Source organism: Klebsiella sp. JN_Kp127 (assembly GCF_040062505.1).
Taxonomy (GTDB): domain Bacteria; phylum Pseudomonadota; class Gammaproteobacteria; order Enterobacterales; family Enterobacteriaceae; genus Klebsiella; species Klebsiella quasipneumoniae.
This window is the reverse complement of the sequence record NZ_JBEAHS010000052.1, coordinates 45,733-67,712: the sequence shown is the minus strand read 5'-3', so window position 1 is coordinate 67,712 and position 21,980 is coordinate 45,733. Positions and strand designations below refer to the sequence as shown.

Annotated in this window: 16 protein-coding genes; 9 read left to right on the top strand and 7 right to left on the bottom strand. The window is 60.6% G+C overall.

Annotated elements, in window-relative coordinates:
- Genes gspE through ABLV04_RS21065 form a run of 4 tightly spaced genes read right to left on the bottom strand, consistent with a single transcriptional unit; the run spans position 1 to position 4,438 of the window.
- Positions 1-1,494, bottom strand: a complete 1,494-nt coding sequence (gspE, locus tag ABLV04_RS21080) for a type II secretion system ATPase GspE (RefSeq protein WP_101977668.1) — start codon at positions 1,492-1,494, stop codon at positions 1-3.
- On the bottom strand, positions 1,491-3,464 hold the full coding sequence (pulD, locus tag ABLV04_RS21075) for a GspD family T2SS secretin variant PulD (RefSeq protein ID WP_101977669.1): 1,974 nt from the start codon (positions 3,462-3,464) through the stop codon (positions 1,491-1,493). Before pulD ends, gspE begins: the two co-directional genes overlap by 4 nt.
- Before the next feature lie 9 nt (positions 3,465-3,473).
- Entirely contained in the window at positions 3,474-4,316 is an 843-nt protein-coding gene (gspC, locus tag ABLV04_RS21070) for a type II secretion system protein GspC (RefSeq protein WP_180265998.1), read from the bottom strand.
- The gene (locus tag ABLV04_RS21065; RefSeq protein WP_032429281.1) at positions 4,301-4,438 is read right to left on the bottom strand and encodes a hypothetical protein; all 138 of its coding nucleotides are present in this window, start codon (positions 4,436-4,438) and stop codon (positions 4,301-4,303) included. Before ABLV04_RS21065 ends, gspC begins: the two co-directional genes overlap by 16 nt.
- A 184-nt stretch (positions 4,439-4,622) precedes the next feature.
- On the opposite strand from ABLV04_RS21065, the gene pulA reads away from it, so the two are divergent.
- Both pulA and gspB read left to right on the top strand, forming a co-directional pair.
- The gene (gene pulA / locus ABLV04_RS21060; protein ID WP_180265997.1) at positions 4,623-7,913 is read left to right on the top strand and encodes a pullulanase-type alpha-1,6-glucosidase; all 3,291 of its coding nucleotides are present in this window, start codon (positions 4,623-4,625) and stop codon (positions 7,911-7,913) included.
- A gap of 255 nt (positions 7,914-8,168) precedes the next feature.
- Complete coding sequence (gene gspB, locus ABLV04_RS21055) at positions 8,169-8,726, top strand: type II secretion system assembly factor GspB (RefSeq protein WP_044521071.1); 558 nt, start codon at positions 8,169-8,171, stop codon at positions 8,724-8,726.
- A 39-nt stretch (positions 8,727-8,765) separates the two neighbouring features.
- On the opposite strand, the gene gspS is transcribed toward gspB, so the two are convergent.
- Together gspS and ABLV04_RS21045 are read right to left on the bottom strand one after the other, a co-directional pair.
- Complete coding sequence (gspS, locus tag ABLV04_RS21050; protein ID WP_023292031.1) at positions 8,766-9,140, bottom strand: type II secretion system pilot lipoprotein GspS; 375 nt, start codon at positions 9,138-9,140, stop codon at positions 8,766-8,768.
- 62 nt (positions 9,141-9,202) lie between these two features.
- Positions 9,203-9,364, bottom strand: coding sequence for a hypothetical protein (locus ABLV04_RS21045; RefSeq protein ID WP_048336420.1), 162 nt, complete (start codon positions 9,362-9,364; stop codon positions 9,203-9,205).
- Between the two features lie 363 nt (positions 9,365-9,727).
- Between ABLV04_RS21045 and mrcB the strand changes: the two genes are divergently transcribed.
- From mrcB to fhuB, 5 genes are all read left to right on the top strand, one after another.
- Positions 9,728-12,286, top strand: a complete 2,559-nt coding sequence (gene mrcB, locus ABLV04_RS21040) for a bifunctional glycosyl transferase/transpeptidase (protein ID WP_023292032.1) — start codon at positions 9,728-9,730, stop codon at positions 12,284-12,286.
- Positions 12,287-12,520: 234 nt separating this feature from the next.
- The gene (gene fhuA / locus ABLV04_RS21035; RefSeq protein WP_180265996.1) at positions 12,521-14,728 is read left to right on the top strand and encodes a ferrichrome porin FhuA; all 2,208 of its coding nucleotides are present in this window, start codon (positions 12,521-12,523) and stop codon (positions 14,726-14,728) included.
- A gap of 45 nt (positions 14,729-14,773) precedes the next feature.
- Positions 14,774-15,571: a Fe3+-hydroxamate ABC transporter ATP-binding protein FhuC gene (gene fhuC, locus ABLV04_RS21030; protein ID WP_032452785.1), complete on the top strand. Its 798-nt coding sequence runs from the start codon at positions 14,774-14,776 to the stop codon at positions 15,569-15,571.
- A complete protein-coding gene (gene fhuD, locus ABLV04_RS21025; RefSeq protein WP_032452786.1) occupies positions 15,571-16,461 on the top strand; it encodes a Fe(3+)-hydroxamate ABC transporter substrate-binding protein FhuD in 891 nt (296 codons plus the stop codon). Before fhuC ends, fhuD begins: the two co-directional genes overlap by 1 nt.
- Complete coding sequence (gene fhuB, locus ABLV04_RS21020; RefSeq protein WP_180265995.1) at positions 16,458-18,440, top strand: Fe(3+)-hydroxamate ABC transporter permease FhuB; 1,983 nt, start codon at positions 16,458-16,460, stop codon at positions 18,438-18,440. Before fhuD ends, fhuB begins: the two co-directional genes overlap by 4 nt.
- Positions 18,441-18,663: 223 nt before the next feature.
- Here fhuB and hemL read toward each other — a convergent pair whose 3' ends face one another.
- Positions 18,664-19,944, bottom strand: coding sequence for a glutamate-1-semialdehyde 2,1-aminomutase (hemL, locus tag ABLV04_RS21015; RefSeq protein WP_017900647.1), 1,281 nt, complete (start codon positions 19,942-19,944; stop codon positions 18,664-18,666).
- A 180-nt stretch (positions 19,945-20,124) separates the two neighbouring features.
- Between hemL and clcA the strand changes: the two genes are divergently transcribed.
- Positions 20,125-21,543, top strand: coding sequence for a H(+)/Cl(-) exchange transporter ClcA (gene clcA, locus ABLV04_RS21010; RefSeq protein WP_032452788.1), 1,419 nt, complete (start codon positions 20,125-20,127; stop codon positions 21,541-21,543).
- Between the two features lie 81 nt (positions 21,544-21,624).
- The gene (gene erpA, locus ABLV04_RS21005; protein ID WP_002889275.1) at positions 21,625-21,969 is read left to right on the top strand and encodes an iron-sulfur cluster insertion protein ErpA; all 345 of its coding nucleotides are present in this window, start codon (positions 21,625-21,627) and stop codon (positions 21,967-21,969) included.
- The last annotated feature ends 11 nt before the right edge of the window (positions 21,970-21,980 follow it).

The following is a 21,980-nucleotide window of genomic DNA, read 5'->3' as shown; positions in this document are numbered from 1 at the left end:
TCAGACGCTGTCCGCCGTTTGCTGTTCGGTGACCCGCATCACCTCCTCCCAGCTGGTGATCCCCGCCAGCGCTTTATCACGCCCGGCATGGCGCAGGGTCTGCCAGGCTGGCCCCAGCTGCTGGATCAGGGTGATCTCATTTTCGCCGCGGTGAATGGCGGCGCGGACGCGGTCGTCAATGAGCAGCAGCTCGTGAATGCCGGTGCGTCCGCGATAGCCGGTGAAATTACACCGGGCGCAGCCTTTTGGCTGCCACAGCGGCGTACCGGCCGGGACCGCCATCTGCCGGGCGGCGTCAGCATCCGCCTGCCAGGGCTGACGACAGTGCGGGCACAGCCGACGCACCAGCCGCTGCGACATCACCGCCAGCAGCGAAGTGGAGAGTAAAAAGGGCTCCACCCCCATATCCTGCAGGCGGGAAACGGCCCCCAGCGCGCTGTTGGTGTGCAGCGTCGACAGCACCAGGTGGCCGGTCAGCGAGGCCTGGACGGCGATCTGGGCGGTTTCGCCATCGCGGATTTCGCCCACCAGCACCACGTCCGGATCCTGGCGCAGTATGGCGCGCAGGCCGCGGGCGAAGGTCATCTCGACTTTGGCGTTGACCTGGGTCTGGCCGATACCTTCCAGCTCATACTCCACCGGATCTTCAATGGTCATGATGTTGCGCTCCCGGGCGTCGAGGCGGCTGAGGGCGGCGTAGAGCGTTGTGCTTTTCCCGGAACCGGTCGGTCCGGTGACCAGAATGATGCCGTGTGGCCGGGCGATCAGCGCGTCGACCTGGTCAAGCAGGGCGGGGGGCATGCCCAGCGTCTGCAGATCCAGGTTGACGCTGTTTTTGTCCAGCAGGCGCAGCACCACGCGTTCGCCGTGGCTGGAGGGCAGGGTGGAGACGCGCACGTCTATCGCCCGCCCGCCGATACGCAGCGCCATGCGGCCATCCTGGGGCACCCGTTTTTCGGCAATGTCCAGGCTCGCCATCACCTTGATGCGCGAAATGAGCAGCGCGGCCAGCCGCCGCTGCGGGCGCAGAATTTCCCGCAGCACGCCGTCGACGCGAAAGCGAATTTGCAAATGGCGCTCATAGGTTTCGATATGGATATCGGAGGCTTTCTCTTTGATGGCCTCGGTGAGCATGGCGTTGATTAGACGGATAATCGGCGCATCGTCTTCGCTGTCGAGCAGATCGTCGGTATCCGGCAGCTCTTCGGCGAGGGTATAGAGGTCAAGCTCATTGCCGATGTCGGCCATCATCCGGTGCGCTTCCGCCGAGTCGCGCTGATAGCTGAGCACCAGCACTTTCTCGAACGCTTCCGGCGCCAGACGGCTGACGTTCATCGGCCCGTCCGCCAGGCGGCGCGCTTCCAGCAGCGCCCGGGCGGCGGTATCAGCGCGGCACAGCGCTTCGCAGCGTTGGCCGTCGCTGAGCAGCACCAGATGGTGCGCGCGGGCCCACGCGAAGGGCAACAGCGGACGGCGTTCGGCGGCTGGCGTCATGGGCGGCCTCCGAGGTTAAAGGCGTCAATGGCGGCGCTAACCTGGCGGAAGGCCTGGGTCTCCTGCTGCGGATAGATGTGCAGCAGATCGTTGCTGAGCGATGCTTCGCTGCTCTCTTTGCCCCGCTGTTTGGTTTGCGCATCGTTGAAGGCGGTGTACTGGCCGGAGGAGGCTTGGCGGTACTCATCGCGGTCGCGAATAATGGTCGGGCGGATAAACAGCATCAGGTTGCGTTTCGACACTTTCTTGCTGTCGGAGCGGAACAGCGCGCCGATCACCGGGATGTCGCCGAGCAGCGGCACTTTGTCGGCGCTATCGGTGACGCTTTTATCCAGCAGCCCGCCAACCACCACCGTTTCGCCGCTACCCACCAGCACGGCGTTATTCACCGTCCGGGTATTAAAGGTCGCCCCGAGATCGCTGCTGGTGCTGGAGGCCGAATCGGCGACGCTCGATACTTCCTGCTCAATCTCCAGCAGCACGGCATCGCCTTCGTTAATCTGCGGTTTCACCTTCAGCTTAATGCCCACGGTTTTGCGCTCGACGGTATTGAAGATGTTGTCGCCGGAGGTGGTTTGCGAGCCGGTTAACACCGGGACTTCCTGGCCGACGTTGAAGGTGGCTTGCATATTGTCGAGGGTGACGATGCTGGGGGTGGCCAGAATATCGTTCTTGGTACTGCTGGAGAGGGCGGTGAGCAGCATCGCCCAGTTCCCCTGGTAGAAGCCGGCGGCGATACCGTTAAACGAGCCGAGGGCGCTGGCCAGCGAGCTGCTGATGGTACCGTCTTTGTTGTACTGGTTGGCGCCGGCGATCGCGGTGGAGATCGGCAATCCGCTGTTGGTAAACTGGGTCATGCCGGCGTTTTTATTGGCCCACTGGATACCGAGGTTGAGTCCGTCGGCATCCTGCACTTCGGCGATAATCGCCTCCACCAGCACCTGCGGGCGGCGGATATCCAGCTGGGCGATCACCCGCTCCAGATCGTTCATCACGTCCGGCGCCGCGGTGACGATCAGGGCGTTGGTCTGGCCGTGGGCTTTGATAATAATATTTTTATCGATCGCGGCCACCGGCTTGGCGCTTTGCTTATCGTTCTGCAGCGAGCTGCTGATCCCGGTCAGGACCTCCACCAGATCGGCGGCTTTGGCGTACTTCAGGTAGATCACTTTGGTGTTGCCCTGCACCGCCTGCTGGCGGTCGAGCTGTTTGATCATGGCGATAATGCGCTGGCGCGAGTTTGGCTCGCCGCTCACCAGCACCGAGTTGGTGCGCTCATCGGCCACCACGTTCGCCACCATCGATCCCGGCAGCGCCGACTTGCTGGTGTCTTTATTGAGTTCGGTAACCAGTTTGACCACCTCCGCGGCGGAGGCCCAGGAGAGAGGCACGGTCACCACGCTGCGATCCCCGGCGTTGTCGACGCGTTCGACAATGGTCAGCAGGCGTTTGATCACCGCCGCGCGGCCGGTCATCAGCAGGACGTTGGAAGGTTCATAATGGACCACGCTGCCGGCGCCAGCGTTATCGTTCAGCTGGCGGAGCAGCGGCGCGAGATCGCGAGCGGCGACGTTGGTCAGGGGCACCACCCGGGTGACGACCTCATCGCCTTCGCCCGGCGCGGCCTCGCTGGCGACCGGAACGGCCGAGGTCTTGGCATCTTTGGCGCGGACCACCTTCAGCACGCCGTTATTCATATTAATCACGGCGAAGCCATATACATCCAGCACGCTGAGGAAGAATTGATAATATTGCTCTTCATTGAGCATATCGTAACTGCGCACGGTGATAGTGCCGCGTACGCTGGGATCGATAATCACCGTTTTATTCAGGTTTTTGCTGACGGTATTGATAAATTCCTGGATATCGGTGCCTTTAAAACTGGCGGAAAATTCCTCCGCGGCGGCCGGAGAAAATAGCAGCGGGGTTAATATCAGCAGCGCAGGAAGCATTTTTCGCAGGCGTTTCATGGTTGGCAATTATTCATCCCCCAGGGAGAAAGCAATATCGTGTCGTTGGCCTTCCCGTTCAACGGTTAGCGTTATTTCGGTCATATCGGCCAGATTCTGCAGCGCCTGTTGCGCTTGTTCCTGATCGCGTAAATCGATGCCATTTAAGGCGATCGCCAAATCATTTGCCTGCAGGCCGGCCTGGTGAAACAGCGAGGCGTCTTTGCCAGGGTTAAGTCGGTAGCCCTGCAGTTTGTCGCCGCTGAGTACCGGTGAAATCGTTAAATAAGTGAGGATATTTTGCGGCTGCTCACGGAGTCGCTTCATAAGGGGCGGACGGGGCGCGGCGGCGGGCGATGACGACGACGCGCGGGTATCGTTAAATAATAAAATGGCCTCCTGGCGCCCCTGATAGTTGACGATGATCCGGTCTGGCAGGATAGCAGCGATCTGTGCATCGTATCCCGGGGTGGTATCGCCGACGCTAAGGCTAACCTGCTGATTTCCTTTTTCAATAATCGCGATGGAACGCGCCGGGTTGCTGCTGGCGAGCAGCCCGGCCAGGCGTAGCTTCAGGCTGGAAACCGGCACCTGATCGAGGCTGGTGGCCTCCGCTGGCGCGGGGGGATTTTTCGTCGCCAGGCCAAACAGGGTAAACGCGGGCCGCACGTTTTTTAATTCCGGTTCCGCTGCCGGAGGCGCAGTTAACGGTAGGGCGGAAATATCCTCAGAACTGACAGGGAATACCACTCGCCAGGTTAATTTCGCCAGTTGCGGAATGGCGGTTATTAATATGATGAGCGTCACAATTCGGGGTAATAATTTAATTATCCCTTTATTGATATTTGTTAACCCCATCACAGAAACTGGCATTTTAATCCCTTTGCTAATTTATTTTTCTGCACGCTGGCGTAATACCCTACCGAAACAGGTAGGTGATTATTGGCTTTTGAATGAATTATTGCCGGAGAGTGGCGATAAGCGTGGCGAATCATAATCAGTTTGCGGTTTGCGGTCGTCATTCCCTTTATTCATTTACTCCCCCGGCTTCCTACGCCCCCCTCTCATTTGTGGGGGATGATTGCGCCTGAGAAAGCAAAAATATCTAATTAGCGCGCTGTAAAGATATTCATCCTTTCTTACCTTTTATAATTTAATAAGCATATTAGGGACTATCGAATGCTCAGATATACCTGTCATGCCCTATTTCTTGGATCGTTAGTATTATTGAGTGGCTGTGATAACAGCTCTTCCTCCTCTTCCTCTGGCTCACCTGGCGAACCCGGTAATCCTGGCACGCCCGACCCGCAGGATGTCGTCGTCCGTTTACCGGACGTTGCCGTCCCTGGCGAAGCGGTACAGGCCTCTGCCAACCAGGCTGTCATTCACCTCGTCGATATCGCCGGCATCACCAGCAGCACGCCGGCCGACTATGCCAGCAAAAACCTCTATCTGTGGAATAACGAAACCTGTGATGCGCTGAGCGCGCCGGTGGCGGACTGGAATGATGTCAGCACCACGCCGACCGGCAGCGACAAATATGGCCCTTACTGGGTGATCCCGCTGACTAAAGAGAGCGGGTGTATCAACGTGATCGTCCGCGATGGCACCAATAAGCTTATCGACAGCGACCTGCGCGTCTCTTTCAGTGATTTCACCGATCGGACGGTATCGGTCATCGCCGGCAACAGCGCGGTCTATGACTCCCGCGCCGACGCCTTCCGCGCCGCCTTTGGCGTGGCGCTGGCCGATGCGCACTGGGTCGATAAGACCACTCTGCTGTGGCCGGGCGGGGAAAATAAACCCATTGTGCGTCTCTATTACAGCCACAGCAGTAAGGTGGCCGCCGACAGTAACGGCGAATTTACCGATAAGTATGTCAAGCTGACCCCGACCACCGTCAGCCAGCAGGTGAGCATGCGCTTCCCGCATCTCGCCAGCTATCCTGCCTTTAAGCTGCCGGATGACGTCAACGTCGAGGAATTGCTGCAGGGCGAGACGGTGGCGATATCCGCCGAAAGCGACGGGATACTGAGCTCCGCCACCCAGGTGCAGACCGCCGGCGTGCTGGATGATACCTATGCCGCCGCCGCTGAGGCGCTGAGCTATGGCGCCCAGCTAACCGATAGCGGCGTGACCTTCCGCGTCTGGGCGCCCACGGCGCAGCAGGTCGAGCTGGTGCTCTACAGTGCGGACAAGAAAGTGGTTGCCAGCCACCCGATGACCCACGACAGCGCCTCCGGCGCCTGGTCCTGGCAGGGAGGGAGCGACCTGAAAGGCGCGTTCTACCGCTACGCGATGACGGTCTACCACCCGCAGTCGCGCAAAGTCGAGCAGTACGAAGTGACCGATCCCTACGCCCACAGTTTGTCGACCAACTCGGAGTACAGCCAGGTGGTCGATCTGAACGACAGCGCGCTGAAGCCGGAAGGCTGGGACGGGCTGACGATGCCGCACGCGCAGAAAACCAAAGCTGACCTGGCGAAGATGACGATCCACGAATCGCATATTCGCGATCTCTCCGCCTGGGATCAAACCGTTCCTGCGGAGCTGCGCGGTAAGTATCTGGCGCTCACCGCCCAGGAGAGCAATATGGTTCAGCATCTGAAGCAGCTGTCGGCCTCGGGCGTGACCCATATTGAGCTGCTGCCGGTCTTCGATCTGGCGACGGTCAATGAGTTCAGCGACAAAGTCGCCGATATTCAGCAGCCGTTCAGTCGCCTGTGCGAGGTCAACAGCGCGGTGAAGAGCAGCGAGTTCGCGGGCTATTGCGACAGCGGTTCGACGGTTGAAGAGGTGCTGACTCAGCTGAAGCAGAACGACAGTAAGGATAACCCGCAGGTGCAGGCGTTGAATACGCTGGTGGCGCAGACCGATTCCTATAACTGGGGTTACGATCCGTTCCACTACACAGTACCGGAAGGATCCTACGCCACCGACCCGGAAGGCACGGCGCGCATTAAAGAGTTCCGCACCATGATTCAGGCGATCAAGCAGGATCTGGGAATGAACGTCATTATGGACGTGGTGTACAACCACACCAACGCCGCCGGCCCGACCGACCGCACCTCGGTATTGGATAAGATCGTCCCCTGGTACTATCAGCGTCTGAACGAAACCACCGGCAGCGTGGAATCGGCCACCTGTTGCTCCGACTCGGCGCCAGAGCACCGGATGTTCGCCAAGCTTATCGCCGATTCACTGGCGGTATGGACCACCGATTATAAGATCGATGGCTTCCGCTTCGACCTGATGGGCTACCACCCGAAAGCGCAGATCCTCTCGGCCTGGGAGCGCATTAAAGCGCTGAACCCGGATATCTACTTCTTTGGCGAAGGCTGGGATTCCAACCAGAGCGATCGCTTTGAAATTGCCTCGCAAATCAATCTCAAAGGCACCGGGATCGGCACCTTCTCCGATCGTCTGCGCGACGCCGTGCGCGGCGGCGGACCGTTCGACTCCGGCGATGCATTGCGCCAGAACCAGGGCGTGGGCAGCGGGGCCGGCGTTCTGCCGAATGAGCTGACCACCCTGACCGACGATCAGGCGCGCCATCTCGCCGATCTGACCCGTCTCGGCATGGCCGGTAACCTTGCGGACTTCGTGCTGATCGACAAAGACGGCGCGGTGAAGAGAGGCAGCGAGATTGATTATAACGGCGCGCCTGGCGGCTACGCGGCTGATCCGACGGAAGTCGTGAACTATGTGTCAAAACACGACAACCAGACGCTGTGGGACATGATCAGCTACAAAGCCGCTCAGGAGGCGGATCTCGACACCCGCGTCCGGATGCAGGCGGTGTCGCTGGCCACGGTCATGCTCGGCCAGGGGATCGCCTTTGACCAGCAGGGCTCGGAGCTGCTGCGCTCCAAATCCTTTACCCGCGACTCGTATGATTCCGGCGACTGGTTTAACCGCGTGGATTACTCCCTGCAGGACAACAACTACAACGTCGGTATGCCGCGCAGCAGCGATGATGGCAGCAACTATGACATCATCGCCCGCGTGAAGGACTGGGTGGCCACCCCGGGTGAAGCCGAGCTCAAGCAGATGACCGCGTTTTATCAGGAGCTGACCGCGCTGCGTAAGTCATCTCCGCTGTTTACCCTCGGCGACGGCGCGACGGTGATGCAGCGTGTGGACTTCCGCAATACCGGCGCCGATCAGCAGACCGGTCTGCTGGTGATGACCATCGATGACGGGATGCAGGCTGGCGCCAGTCTGGACAGCCGCGTCGACGGCATCGTGGTGGCGATTAACGCCGCTCCGGAAAGCCGGACGCTGCAGGATTTCGCCGGCGCATCGCTCCAGCTGAGCGCCATTCAGCAGGCGGCGGGCGACCGTTCGCTGGCCAGCGGCGTGCAGATTGCCGCTGACGGCTCGGTCACGCTGCCGGCCTGGTCGGTTGCTGTTCTCGAATTGCCGCAGGGCGAATCGCAGGGCGCCGGCCTGCCGGTGAGCAGTAAATAACGTGACGTGGGGCGCCCGTAAGGGCGCCTCTGGCTGATGACAAACCTGGTTTGATATTGTGCCGCCTTTCTGCCGGGTGGCGGCTTTCGCCTTACCCGGCCTGTGAAGGACTGCAATATCAAACCGTTATGCAGTTAGCTGTAGGCCCGCGCAAGCGCAGCGCCGCCGGGCAATCCCTGAAGATTGCGCTTTGTCAGCCGTTTGGGGCGCCCGTAAGGGCGCCTTCTCGTTATCGTGAGGGAACAGGAGATCGTGGTGATTGTTCGTGATGACAGTGAAAGAGGGATCCCCCCGCTGGTGGCGCATCAGCCGCCTTCCGCGCAGGCGGACGCGCCGGTGATCCGCGGCCGGATGGTGCAGATCCCAGGCTGGATTATCCCGCTGTACGCCGGATTATTATTCGCGCTCGGCTGGTTTGGCGGCGAGCAGTGGCGTCATCCGGCACCGCCGCAAACGCTGCCCTTGCCGGTGGCGCATGCGGCGCTTCTGCCGTTAACCGCTGCCGGAGAGGCCGCGCCAAAGACGCCGCCGCCGGCGACAAAACCCAGTGCGCCCGCCGCGCCGGTGGTGGACAGCGATACGCTGCCGCCTCTGCGCTATAGCGCGCATGTCTACGCCTCGTTAGCGGAAAAGCGCAGCATTGTGTTAAATGGCAAAGCGTGGACGGAGGGCGACTCTCCGCTGCCCAATCTGGTGGTGGAGCAGATCCAGCAGGATGTGACGATCTTTAGCTTCAACGGCACGACCTTTACCCTCGCGGCGCTGGAGGACTGGCCCGGCGGGAAAATTGACGAGGAGCCGAAAGGCGAATAAGGGGCACGCGCAATAAAATGCGCGTTGAAGATATTTTGCTTAGTCGCCGCGCAGGCTGGCAATAAAGGGTGCAAGCTGGCGATTAAATTGACTGCACTGGGCGGCTTCCGGGGTGCTGTCCTGTAAAAGCTGTTGGTAAAGCCGGTCGCTATTTTGGCTTAACGTTGCCGGATCAATATTTCCCCAGCCGCGCGCTTTGCCGACATTCACCGCCGCGCGATAAATAGCTTCATCGGCGGGCAGATCGCTACGATTACATTTATTCTTGAGATAGCGCGTTCCTGCCGCCACGGACGAGAGCTGCTCGAGCTGCGCCTGGCTACTGATGGCCGGACTGAGCGTTGAGGCGGGTTTCTGTTGGCAGCCAGAGAGCACGGCCACCACGCAAAGCGGAAATATAAGCGGAATGCGCATAGTAGAGTAATCAAAATAATGAATCACTGGCCGCTAGTTTAACAAATATTTCCCTGGTGTCATCATAAAATATGATTCTGCATAAATGTTAACAGGCTCTCATTTTTATTGGCAGAAACTCGATTAATCCCCTTTACTTCTTTCAATAATAAACATTGGCGGCCGGAAAATATATTTTCTGCGGCAGATGATGTCGCCGCATTTGGCGTCAGGGCGAGCGTCATTTTTTATGTTATTAAAAAACATACTCTTTCCCATCTTGTTACGTGAGTACGAGGTAAAATGCTGGTTAAGAATGTCGCATTTTAGTGCTATCCTGTATGCCCTGAACATTACGTGCTATGTTCTGACTCATTCTGCCAGTGATGCGTTTAACACAATGATTTTATGGTGAATTTTTATTGTTAGTATCATGTGAAACGAAGCAAACCAACCCTTTGAAAGGTGGGCGGCGCGTTCTGCCCGCCAGCAGGTTGTCGTCCCGAGGGTAAGCAGCCAGGACGTTAATTTGAGAGATTTCTTCTTCCTCTGAACAGGGGAAGTATTGAGAATCAGGCCTTTGCGCCTGAACGTTGCGGAGAAAAAGCATGGCGGGAGATGACCGCGAGCCTATCGGACGTAAGGGAAGACCCTCACGTCCGACAAAACAAAAAGTCACCCGTCGCCGGGTCCGGGAAGAGGACTACGACGACGAGTATGATGACGATGATTATGAGGATGAGAAACCGGTGCCGAGAAAAGGCAAAGGCAAAGGTGGTAAGCCTCGTCGTAAGCGCAGCTGGCTGTGGCTGCTGGTCAAGCTGGGGATTGTCTTCGCAGTGCTGATTGCCGCCTATGGCGTCTACCTCGACCAGAAAATCCGCAGCCGCATTGACGGTAAAGTCTGGGAGCTGCCGGCCGCGGTCTATGGCCGAATGGTGAACCTTGAGCCGGACATGCAGATCAGCAAAAACGAGATGGTGCGTCTGCTGAACGCCACCCAGTATCGTCAGGTCAGCGCGATGACGCGTCCCGGCGAATATACGGTGCAGGCCAACAGCATCGAGATGATCCGCCGTCCGTTCGATTTCCCGGACAGTAAAGAAGGGCAGGTGCGCGCGCGTCTGACCTTCGATGGCGACCATCTGGAAACCATCGAGAATATGGATAACAACCGCCAGTTCGGTTTCTTCCGCCTCGATCCGCGGCTTATCACCATGCTGCAGTCGCCGAACGGCGAGCAGCGTCTGTTCGTGAAGCGCAGCGGCTTCCCCGACCTGCTGGTGGATACGCTGCTGGCGACCGAAGACCGCCACTTCTACGAGCACGATGGTATCAGCCTCTATTCCATCGGCCGTGCGGTGCTGGCGAACCTGACGGCAGGCCGGACGGTGCAGGGGGCAAGTACCCTGACCCAGCAGCTGGTGAAAAACCTGTTCCTCTCCAGCGAACGCTCCTACTGGCGTAAAGCCAACGAAGCGTACATGGCGCTGATCGTCGACGCCCGCTACAGCAAGGATCGCATCCTTGAGCTGTATATGAACGAGGTGTACCTCGGTCAGAGCGGCGATAACGAAATTCGCGGCTTCCCGCTGGCCAGCCTGTACTACTTTGGCCGTCCGGTGGAAGAGCTGAGCCTCGACCAGCAGGCGCTGCTGGTGGGAATGGTGAAAGGGGCCTCGGTCTATAACCCGTGGCGCAACCCGAAACTGGCCCTTGAGCGACGCAATCTGGTGCTGCGTCTGCTGCAGCAGCAGCAGGTCATCGACCAGGAGCTGTACGACATGCTGAGCGCGCGTCCGCTGGGCGTGCAGCCGCGCGGCGGGGTGATTTCACCACAGCCGGCGTTTATGCAGATGGTGCGTCAGGAGCTGCAGGCGAAGCTGGGCGATAAAGTGAAAGATCTCTCCGGCGTGAAGATCTTCACGACCTTCGACTCGGTGGCGCAGGATGCCGCGGAAAAAGCGGCCACCGAAGGGATCCCGGTACTGAAGAAACAGCGCAAGCTGGCAGATCTGGAAACCGCCATGGTGGTGGTGGACCGCTTTACCGGTGAAGTGCGGGCGATGGTCGGCGGCGCGGAGCCGCAGTTCGCCGGCTACAACCGTGCGATGCAGGCCCGCCGGTCGATTGGTTCTCTGGCCAAGCCGGCGACCTATCTGACCGCGCTGAGCCAGCCGAACCAGTATCGCCTGAATACGTGGATCGCCGATGCGCCAGTGACTATTCGCCTGTCCAATGGCCAGACCTGGTCGCCGCAGAACGACGATCGTCGCTTCAGCGGCCAGGTGATGCTGGTGGATGCCCTGACCCGTTCGATGAACGTGCCGACGGTTAACCTCGGGATGGCGCTGGGCTTGCCGGCGGTGGTCGATACCTGGACCAAACTGGGGGCGCCGAAGAATCAGCTCAACGCCGTGCCGGCGATGCTGCTTGGCGCGCTGAACCTGACGCCAATTGAAGTGGCCCAGGCCTTCCAGACCATCGCCAGCGGCGGCAACCGTGCGCCACTCTCCGCCCTGCGGTCAGTGATTGCGGAAGATGGTACGGTGCTGTATCAGAGCTACCCGCAGGCGGAGCGCGCGGTGCCTGCCCAGGCGGCCTACATGACGCTGTGGACCATGCAGCAGGTGGTGCAGCGCGGGACGGGGCGTCAGCTGGGCGCGAAGTATCCGGGCCTCCATCTGGCGGGGAAAACAGGGACCACCAACAATAACGTCGATACCTGGTTTGCCGGGATCGACGGTAGCCAGGTGACCATCACCTGGGTGGGTCGCGATAATAACCAGCCAACCAAACTGTACGGCGCCAGCGGTGCGATGTCGATTTACCAGCGTTATCTGGCGAACCAGACGCCAACGCCGCTGGTGCTGACGGCGCCTGAAGACGTGGTCGACATGGGCGTGGACAGCAACGGCAACTTCGTCTGCAGCGGCGGTATGCGTTCGCTGCCGGTGTGGACGACGCAGCCGGATGCGCTGTGCCGCCAGGGCGAGATGATGCAGCAGCAGCAGTTGCAGCAGCAGGAAGCGAACAACCCGTTCAATCAGTCCGGGCAGCAGCAGCCTCAGCAGCAACAGCAGCAACAGCAGCAGCAGCCGCCGAAGCAGCAGGAGAAGAGCGACGGCGTCGCGGGCTGGATCAAGGATATGTTCGGCAGTAACTGATTTAAGCCCTAAGACCAGACCCCTTAAGACGAAAGTATTAAGGGGTTTTTTTATGCCTGTAAAAAAGTTAACGGCTCTTTAACTCCATAATAACTATCTGGTTATTAATTCAGCCTTCAACCCGCAGCGACAGGCATATCGCTTGCCTTGCCTTCAACGTTTCGCCTATTATATCGCCCGTCATAATAATAATTCTCGTTTACGTTATCATTCACTTTCATCAGAGATATACCCATGGCGCGTCCAAAAACTGCTCAGCCAAACCACTCGCTGCGTAAAGTCGCAGCTGTAGTAGCCACGGCGGTTAGCGGCATGTCTGTCTACGCACAGGCAGCAGAACAACCGAAGCAAGAAGAAACCATTACCGTCGTTGCCGCCCCGACCGCCCAGGAAAGCGCCTGGGGACCGGCGCCGACCATCGCGGCGAAACGTTCCGCCACGGCGACGAAAACCGATACCCCGATTGAAAAAACGCCGCAGTCTGTGTCGGTGGTGACGCGCCAGGAGATGGAGATGCGCCAGCCGACGACGGTAAAAGAGGCGCTCTCCTATACGCCAAGCGTCTTCTCCACTCGCGGCAGTTCGACCACCTATGACGTGGTCACCATTCGCGGCTTCACCACCTCGACGACCGTCAACACCAACCAGTATCTGGACGGCATGAAGCTGCAGGGGAATAACTACTCTGAAGTCTCCATGGATCCTTACTTCCTGGAGCGCGTGGAAGTGATGCGCGGGCCAACCTCGGTGCTGTACGGCAACAGCAACCCGGGCGGTATCGTCAGCATGGTCAGCAAACGCCCGACCACCGAGCCGCTGAAAGAAGTGCAGTTTAAGATGGGCACCGACAATCTGTGGCAGACCGGGTTTGACTTCAGCGACGCCATTGATGATGCCGGCGTCTGGTCCTACCGCCTGACCGGTCTGGGCCGCAGCCAGGATGCCCAGCAGCAGATGGCGAAATCGACCCGCTACGCGGTGGCGCCCTCCTTTAGCTGGCGTCCTGACGATAAAACCGACTTCACCTTCCTGAGCAACTTCCAGAATGATCCGGATGCGGGCTACTACGGCTGGCTGCCGCGCGAAGGCACCGTGGTGCCGTATTACGACGCCAACGGTAAGGCGCATAAGCTGCCGACCGATTTCAACGAAGGCGAGGCGGATAATAAAATCTCCCGCCGCCAGAAGATGGTGGGCTACAGCTTCTCCCATCAGTTCGATGACACCTTTACCGTGCGGCAGAACCTGCGCTATGCCGATGTGCATACGCTCTATCGTTCGGTGTACGGCAACGGCTATGTCGCGCCGGGCTACATGAATCGCGCCTATGTGCGCTCCGACGAGCACCTGAACACCTTCACCGTCGATACTCAGCTGCAGTCTGATTTCGCCACCGGCGCGGTTAGCCATACCCTGCTGACCGGCGTGGACTACTCGCGGATGCGTAACGATGTGGATGCCGACTACGGGACGGCGGATCCCATCAGCATGAACAATCCGCAGTACGGCGACCCGAATATTCAGGTCACCTTCCCGTACGCGGTGCTCAACCGGATGGAGCAGACTGGCCTGTACGCGCAGGATCAGATGGAGTGGGATAAATGGGTGATGACCCTGGGCGGCCGTTACGATTACGCCACGACCTCAACGTTAACCCGCGCCACCAACAGCCTGGCGGAGAACCACGACCAGCAGTTCAGCTGGCGCGGCGGCATCAACTACCTGTTCGATAACGGTATCTCTCCGTACTTCAGCTACAGCGAATCGTTTGAACCGGTATCGGGATCCAGCAGCAGCGGTAAGCCGTTCGATCCGTCGCGCGGTAAGCAGTATGAAGCCGGCGTGAAATATGTGCCGAAAGATATGCCGGTGGTGGTCACCGCGGCGGTCTATCAGCTGACCAAAGACAAGAACCTGACGGCGGATCCGGCTAACCAGGCGTTCAGCATCCAGACCGGCGAAATCCGCTCCCGCGGCCTTGAGCTGGAGGCGAAGGCGGCGGTGAACGCCAATATTAACGTCACCGCAGCCTACAGCTACACCGATGCGGAGTACACTCACGATACGGTGTTCAACGGCAAACGTCCGGCGGAAGTGCCGCGTAACATGGCCTCCCTGTGGGCGGATTATACCTTCCACGAAACCGCGCTGAGCGGTCTGACGATTGGGGCCGGGGCGCGCTATATCGGTTCAACGGTCAGCTACTACAAAAATGACACCAGCACCGGTAAGAAAAATGATGCCTTTAGTGTGGCCGGTTATGCGCTGATGGATGCGACGGTGAAATACGATCTGGCGCGCTTTGGCCTGCCGGGCTCGTCGGTCGGCGTCAACGTCAACAACCTGTTCGACCGCGAATATGTCTCCAGTTGCTACAGCGAATACGCCTGCTACTGGGGGGCCGGACGTCAGGTCGTCGCCACTGCCACCTTCCGTTTCTAACCACCTACGGGCGCGGTTCGCCGCGCCCTTTATCAGGTTATCGCTATGCAGGAACAGACTCCGCACGCAGAAACCACCTTTGCGCTGGATCGCGTCACTTTCCGTGTGCCTGGCCGCACGTTGCTCCATCCGCTCTCGCTCACCTTCCCGGCCGGAAAAGTCACAGGCCTGATCGGCCATAATGGCTCCGGCAAGTCGACGTTACTGAAAATGCTTGGCCGCCATCAGCCGCCTTCCGCAGGCGATGTGCTGCTGGACGGCCAGCCGCTGGAGAGCTGGGGCAGCAAAGCCTTTGCCCGCAAAGTGGCCTATCTGCCGCAGCAGCTGCCGCCGGCCGAAGGTATGACGGTGCGCGAGCTGGTGGCGATCGGCCGCTATCCGTGGCACGGCGCGCTGGGTCGCTTTGGCGCGGCGGACCGCGAGAAAGTGGAAGAGGCGATTGCGCTGGTAGGGCTGAAGCCGCTCGCCCATCGTCTGGTGGACAGCCTCTCCGGCGGCGAACGCCAGCGGGCGTGGATCGCCATGCTGGTGGCGCAGGATAGCCGCTGTCTGCTGCTCGATGAACCCACCTCGGCGCTGGATATCGCCCATCAGGTTGATGTCCTCGCGCTGGTGCATCGTCTCAGCCAGCAGCGCGGCCTGACGGTGATTGCCGTCCTGCACGACGTTAATATGGCGGCCCGCTACTGCGACTATCTGGTGGCCCTGCGCGGCGGGGAAATGATCGCCCAGGGGACGCCGGCGGAACTGATGCGCAGCGACACCCTGGAACAAATCTACGGCATCCCGATGGGGATCCTGCCGCACCCGGCCGGCGCGGCGCCGGTAAGCTTTGTCTATTAATGATGACCCCGACTCAGATAACCCGACGTCGCCTGCTGACCGCGATGGCGCTCTCGCCGCTGCTGTGGCAGATGCGCGGCGCGCAGGCGGCGAACGTTGACCCGCAGCGTGTGGTCGCCCTGGAGTGGCTGCCGGCGGAGCTCCTGCTGGCGCTGGGCGTCACGCCTTACGGCGTGGCCGATATCCCTAACTATCGCCTGTGGGTGAACGAGCCCGCGCTGCCCGACTCGGTGATCGATGTCGGTCTGCGCACTGAACCCAATCTTGAGCTGCTGACGCAGATGAAACCGTCGTTTATCGTCTGGTCAGCAGGCTACGGCCCGTCGCCGGAGAAGCTGGCGCGTATCGCCCCCGGCCGCGGATTCACCTTTAGCGACGGCAAACGCCCGCTGGCGATGGCTCAGCGCTCGCTGCTGGAGATGGCTGACCTGCTGGGCAAACCGCAGCAGGCTCAGCGCCACCTGGCGGAGTTTGAGGCGCTGATGGCGAGCCTGAAGCCGCGTTTTGCCGGGCGCGGCGACCGTCCGCTGCTGATGATCTCCCTGCTCGATCCGCGCCACGTTCTGGTGTTTGGCGAAAACTGCCTGTTCCAGGAGGTGCTTGACCGCTTTGGTATTAAAAACGCCTGGCGCGGCGAAGCGGCGTTCTGGGGCAGCGTTAGCGTTGGCATCGACCGGCTGGCGGCGTTTAACGAGGCCGATGTGATCTGTTTTGATCATGGTAACGAGCGGGAGATGACCCAGCTGCTGGCGACCCCGCTGTGGCAGGCGATGCCGTTCGTGCGCGCGGGGCGCTTCCAGCGCGTTCCGGCGGTATGGTTCTATGGCGCGACGCTGTCGGCGATGCATTTTGCCCGCGTGCTGGCCGAGGCCCAGGGGAGTCCGGCATGAATATGCGTATTTCACCGTTAGCCTGTATCCTGCTGGCCGCGCTGCTGGTTGCCGCCTTCGCGTTGAGTATCGTCAATCTCAATGTCGCCTTGCCCTATGCGCAATGGCGGCAGGCGCTGCGGCAGCCGGATAGCGATCAGATTGCCCAGATGCTGTTTCATTACAGCCTGCTGCCGCGGGTGGCCGTTTCACTGCTGGTGGGGGCCGGGCTGGGACTGGTCGGCGTACTGTTCCAGCAGGTGCTGCGCAATCCGCTGGCGGAGCCGACCACCCTTGGCGTCGCCACCGGCGCGCAGCTGGGGATAACGGTCACCACGCTGTGGGCCATCCCCGGCGTGCTGGCGTCGCAGTTTGCCGCGCTGGCCGGGGCCTGTCTGGTGGGTGCGCTGGTGTTTGGCGTCTCCTGGGGCAAGCGTCTGTCGCCGGTAACGCTGATCCTGGCGGGCCTGGTGGTCAGCCTCTACTGCGGGGCGCTTAACCAGCTGATGGTGATTTTCCATCACGACCAGCTGCAGAGCATGTTCCTGTGGAGCACCGGGACGCTGACGCAAACCGACTGGAGCGTGGCGCAGCGCCTGTGGCCGCAGCTGCTGGGCGGGGCGATACTCACCCTGCTGCTGCTGCGTCCGCTGACTCTGATGGGGCTCGATGACGGGGTGGCGCGCAACCTGGGGCTGGCGCTGTCTCTGGCGCGCCTCGGCGCCCTGACGCTGGCGATCGTGATGAGCGCGCTGCTGGTCAACGCGGTCGGGATTATCGGCTTTATCGGCCTGTTCGCGCCGCTGCTGGCGAAAATGCTCGGCGCCCGTCGACTGCTGGCCCGGCTGCTGCTGGCGGCGCTGATCGGCGCGCTGCTCCTGTGGCTTTCCGATCAGGTGATCCTCTGGCTGAGCCGGGTATGGCGGGAAGTCTCCACCGGCTCGGTCACCGCCCTGATTGGCGCGCCCCTGCTGCTGTGGCTGCTGCCGCGGCTGCGCAGCATCAGCGCCCCGGTGATGAACGGCGGCGATAATGTGCAGCCTGAGCGCTATCACGTGCAATGGTTTGTTCTCGGGGGCGTCGCGTTGCTGCTGCTGGCGATGAGCGTGGCGCTGGCCTTTGGTCGCGATGCCCACGGTTGGCTGTGGGCTCACGGCGATCTGCTGGAGCAACTGCTGCCCTGGCGCTGGCCGCGAGTGCTGTCGGCGCTGTTCGCCGGGGTGATGCTGGCTGTCGCCGGCTGTATTATCCAGCGCCTGACCGGCAACCCGATGGCCAGCCCGGAAGTGCTGGGCATCAGCTCCGGCGCCGCCTTTGGCGTGGTGCTGATGCTGTTCTTCGTGCCTGGCGACGCCTTTGGCTGGCTGCTGCCGGCCGGGAGCCTTGGCGCGGCGGCCACTTTGCTGATCATTATGCTGGCCGCCGGGCGGGGCGGTTTCTCGCCGCATCGGATGCTGCTGGCGGGGATGGCGCTCAGTACCGCCTTCACCATGCTGCTGATGATGCTGCAGGCCAGCGGCGATCCGCGCATGGCGCAGATCCTGACGTGGATCTCGGGGTCGACCTACAGCGCGACGCCGGAGAGGGTGGTACGCAGCGGCGCGGTGATGCTGGTCCTGCTGGCGCTGGCGCCGCTCTGTCGCCGCTGGTTAACCATCCTGCCGCTGGGCGGGGAGGCGGCGCGGGCGGTGGGCATGGCGCTGACGTCATCGCGGATTGTTCTGCTGCTGCTGGCGGCCTGCCTGACGGCGGCGGCGACGCTGACCATCGGCCCGCTGAGCTTCGTCGGGCTGATGGCGCCGCATATTGCGCGCATGATGGGCTTCCGCCGAACGCTGCCGCATATGGTGATCTCCGGACTGACTGGCGGGCTGCTGCTGGTCTTCGCCGACTGGTGCGGACGGATGATCATGTTCCCGTACCAGATCCCGGCGGGGCTGCTGTCGACCTTTATCGGCGCGCCGTACTTTATCTATTTGCTGAGGAAGCAGAGCCGCTAACGATCCCGGATGGCCTCAACATCCCCGGTGGCGCTAGTGCTTACCGGGGCTACAGTGCTGTGCGATTTGGTAGCCCGGATAAGGCGCAATGCGCCGCATCCGGGAAACTGCCCGGTGGCGCTATCGCTTACCGGGGCTACAGCGCTGTGCGATTTGGTAGCCCGGATAAGGCGCAATGCGCCGCATCCGGGAAAATCCCTGCGTCACCAGGCATTCAAGCACCTTACAGTTTGGCAAATACCCGACGCGCGGCGTCGATGGTATTGTCGATATCTTCTTCGCTGTGGGCGACGGACATAAAGCCAGCCTCAAACGCTGACGGCGCCAGGTACACGCCTTCCTCCAGCATCAGATGGAAGAAGCGCTTGAAGCGTTCGACATCGCACTTCACCACGTCCTGATAGCAGGTGACGGTTTCGGCATCGGTAAAGAAGATGCCGAACATGCCGCCGACGTTATTGACCACCAGCGGGATCCCGGCGTCACGCGCCGCATCCAGCAGGCCTTGCGCCAGCTGGTTGGTCAGCTCGGTGAGGGTTTCATGCACGCCCGGCTGCGCCACTTCGCTTAAGCAGGCGAAGCCGGCGGCCATGGCGATCGGGTTACCGGAGAGGGTTCCGGCCTGGTAGACCGGACCGGTGGGCGCCAGCGCGTCCATCACCTCGCGACGGCCGCCGAAGGCGCCTACCGGCATCCCGCCGCCGATGATTTTCCCGAGACAGGTCAGATCCGGCTCCACGCCGTAATAAGCCTGCGCGCCCGCCAGCGCCACGCGGAAGCCGGTCATCACTTCGTCGATGATCAGCAGGGCGCCAAATTCGTCGCACAGCGCGCGCAGGCCCGGCAGGAACTCCGGCTGCGGCGGTATGCAGTTCATATTCCCGGCGACCGGCTCGACGATGATGCAGGCGATATCCTGCGGATACTGCTCGAACGCCGCGCGCACGGAGGCGAGGTCGTTATACGTGCAGGTCAGGGTATGTTTGGCGAAATCAGCCGGCACGCCCGGCGAGTTCGGCTGGCCGAGAGTCAGTGCGCCGGAACCGGCTTTCACCAGCAGGCAGTCGGCATGGCCGTGGTAGCAGCCTTCGAACTTGATGATCTTGTCGCGGCCGGTGAAACCGCGCGCCAGGCGAATCGCGCTCATGGTGGCTTCGGTACCGGAGTTCACCATGCGCACCATATCCATGGTCGGCACCAGCTCGGTCACCAGCGCCGCCATTTTTACTTCCATTTCGGTCGGCGCGCCAAAGCTCAGGCCGCGGGACGCCGCCTCGATCACCGCGTTGCGGATCGCCGGATGGTTGTGGCCCAGCACCATCGGACCCCAGGAGCCGACATAATCGATATAGGCTTTCCCATCCACGTCATAAAGGTAAGCGCCATCCGCGCGTTCGATAAACAGCGGGGTGCCGCCGACGCCGGTGAAGGCGCGGACCGGCGAGTTAACGCCGCCGGGGATCAGTTCACGCGCAGCGTGGTACAGATTTTCAGATTTGCTCATGGCCAGGGTCCTGGTTCGTGAAAAATGTTTTATCGGCTATTCTAAGTTATTCCAGGATGGTTATGAAAGTTTTGCCCAATTGAAACAATGTGCCGCAAGGGCATTTTTTTGACGACGCAGCGCGCCGGGGCGGCTAAAATGCCTCTCTCTTCATTTGTATTACCAATAATTGATAATGGCATGAAAGCAGAAACTCCCTCTTTTGAAGCACATCAGTTCGTGCGGGTGCGTCGCGGCGATGCGGTGCGCCGGTTGATTCAGCGCGATAAAACGCCGCTGGCGGTGCTGTTTATGGCGGCGGTGGTCGGCACGCTGGCCGGGCTGGTGGGCGTGGCGTTTGAAAAGAGCGTGAACTGGGTGCAGAACCAGCGGATCGGCGCGCTGGCGCAGGTGGCGGACCACTGGTATCTGGTCTGGCCGCTGGCGTTTATCTTGTCGGCGCTGCTGGCGATGGTCGGCTATTTCCTCGTGCGCCGCTTTGCGCCTGAGGCTGGCGGATCGGGGATCCCGGAAATCGAAGGGGCGCTGGAGGAGCTGCGGCCGGTGCGCTGGTGGCGCGTGCTGCCGGTGAAATTCATCGGCGGCATGGGGACCCTGGGCGCCGGAATGGTGCTGGGACGCGAGGGGCCGATGGTGCAGCTTGGCGGCAACATTGGACGCATGGTGCTGGATATTTTCCGCATGCGCAGTCCGGAAGCGCGGCACACGCTGCTGGCGACCGGTGCGGCGTCGGGGCTCTCAGCGGCCTTTAACGCGCCGCTGGCCGGTATCCTGTTTATCATCGAAGAGATGCGCCCGCAGTTCCGCTACAACCTGATCTCCATTAAAGCGGTATTTACCGGCGTGATCATGTCGAGCATTGTGTTTCGCATTTTCAACGGCGAGGCGGCAATTATAGAGGTGGGCAAGCTGAGCAATGCCCCGGTGAATACCCTGTGGCTGTACCTGGTGCTGGGGATGCTGTTTGGCTGCTTTGGTCCGCTGTTTAATTTTCTGGTGCTACGCACCCAGGATCTGTTCCAGCGCATTCACGGCGGCCACATCAAAAAATGGGTGTTAATTGGCGGGGTCATCGGCGGGCTTTGCGGCCTGCTGGGGCTGATGCAGCCCTCCGCGGTGGGGGGCGGCTTTAACCTGATCCCCATCGCCGCCGCCGGTAACTTCTCCGTCGGTTTGCTGCTGTTCATCTTTATTGCCCGCGTGGTGACCACGCTGATCTGCTTCTCTTCCGGCGCGCCGGGCGGCATTTTCGCCCCGATGCTGGCGCTCGGCACGCTGCTGGGCACGGCGTTCGGCATGGCGGCTATTCCGCTGTTTCCGTCCTACCATCTCGATGCCGGCACCTTCGCCATCGCCGGCATGGGGGCGCTGCTCGCCGCCTCGGTGCGCGCGCCGCTGACCGGGATTGTGCTGGTGCTGGAGATGACCGATAACTATCAGCTCATTTTGCCAATGATTATTACCTGCCTTGGCGCAACACTACTGGCGCAATTCCTCGGCGGTAAGCCTTTGTATTCGACCATTCTGCAACGTACTCTGGCGAAGCAGGAGGCCGAGCAGGCGGCAAAAGCGCAGCAGGCACCCCGGGAGAATACTTGAACGATTTACCAGGGTATTAGATAATGGCTCAAAAGGTCCGGTTATTCTTTAACCGGCCGGAAGTATCAATGGGAGCAAAAAATGAGTGATGACGTAGCGTTGCCGCTGGAGTTTACCGAAGCCGCAGCCAATAAAGTAAAACACCTGATTGCGGATGAAGATAATCCGAACCTGAAACTGCGCGTGTATATCACCGGCGGCGGTTGCAGCGGTTTCCAGTATGGCTTCACCTTCGACGATCAGGTGAACGAAGGGGATATGACCATTGAGAAACAGGGTGTCGGCCTGGTGGTTGACCCGATGAGCCTGCAGTACCTGGTCGGCGGCTCTGTCGACTATACCGAAGGGCTGGAAGGTTCACGCTTTATCGTGACCAACCCGAACGCGAAAAGCACCTGCGGCTGCGGGTCCTCGTTCAGCGTTTAAAGCGAGCGCGG

Excerpts from the sequence above, each read along its gene's own strand:
- gspE (WP_101977668.1), bottom strand. The coding sequence starts at position 1,494 with ATGACGCCAGCCGCCGAACGCCGTCCGCTGTTGCCCTTCGCGTGGGCC.
- pulD (WP_101977669.1), bottom strand. The coding sequence starts at position 3,464 with ATGAAACGCCTGCGAAAAATGCTTCCTGCGCTGCTGATATTAACCCCG.
- gspC (WP_180265998.1), bottom strand. The coding sequence starts at position 4,316 with ATGCCAGTTTCTGTGATGGGGTTAACAAATATCAATAAAGGGATAATT.
- ABLV04_RS21065 (WP_032429281.1), bottom strand. The coding sequence starts at position 4,438 with ATGATTCGCCACGCTTATCGCCACTCTCCGGCAATAATTCATTCAAAA.
- pulA (WP_180265997.1), top strand. The coding sequence starts at position 4,623 with ATGCTCAGATATACCTGTCATGCCCTATTTCTTGGATCGTTAGTATTA.
- gspS (WP_023292031.1), bottom strand. The coding sequence starts at position 9,140 with ATGCGCATTCCGCTTATATTTCCGCTTTGCGTGGTGGCCGTGCTCTCT.
- ABLV04_RS21045 (WP_048336420.1), bottom strand. The coding sequence starts at position 9,364 with ATGACGCTCGCCCTGACGCCAAATGCGGCGACATCATCTGCCGCAGAA.
- mrcB (WP_023292032.1), top strand. The coding sequence starts at position 9,728 with ATGGCGGGAGATGACCGCGAGCCTATCGGACGTAAGGGAAGACCCTCA.
- fhuA (WP_180265996.1), top strand. The coding sequence starts at position 12,521 with ATGGCGCGTCCAAAAACTGCTCAGCCAAACCACTCGCTGCGTAAAGTC.
- fhuC (WP_032452785.1), top strand. The coding sequence starts at position 14,774 with ATGCAGGAACAGACTCCGCACGCAGAAACCACCTTTGCGCTGGATCGC.
- fhuD (WP_032452786.1), top strand. The coding sequence starts at position 15,571 with ATGATGACCCCGACTCAGATAACCCGACGTCGCCTGCTGACCGCGATG.
- fhuB (WP_180265995.1), top strand. The coding sequence starts at position 16,458 with ATGAATATGCGTATTTCACCGTTAGCCTGTATCCTGCTGGCCGCGCTG.
- hemL (WP_017900647.1), bottom strand. The coding sequence starts at position 19,944 with ATGAGCAAATCTGAAAATCTGTACCACGCTGCGCGTGAACTGATCCCC.
- clcA (WP_032452788.1), top strand. The coding sequence starts at position 20,125 with ATGAAAGCAGAAACTCCCTCTTTTGAAGCACATCAGTTCGTGCGGGTG.
- erpA (WP_002889275.1), top strand. The coding sequence starts at position 21,625 with ATGAGTGATGACGTAGCGTTGCCGCTGGAGTTTACCGAAGCCGCAGCC.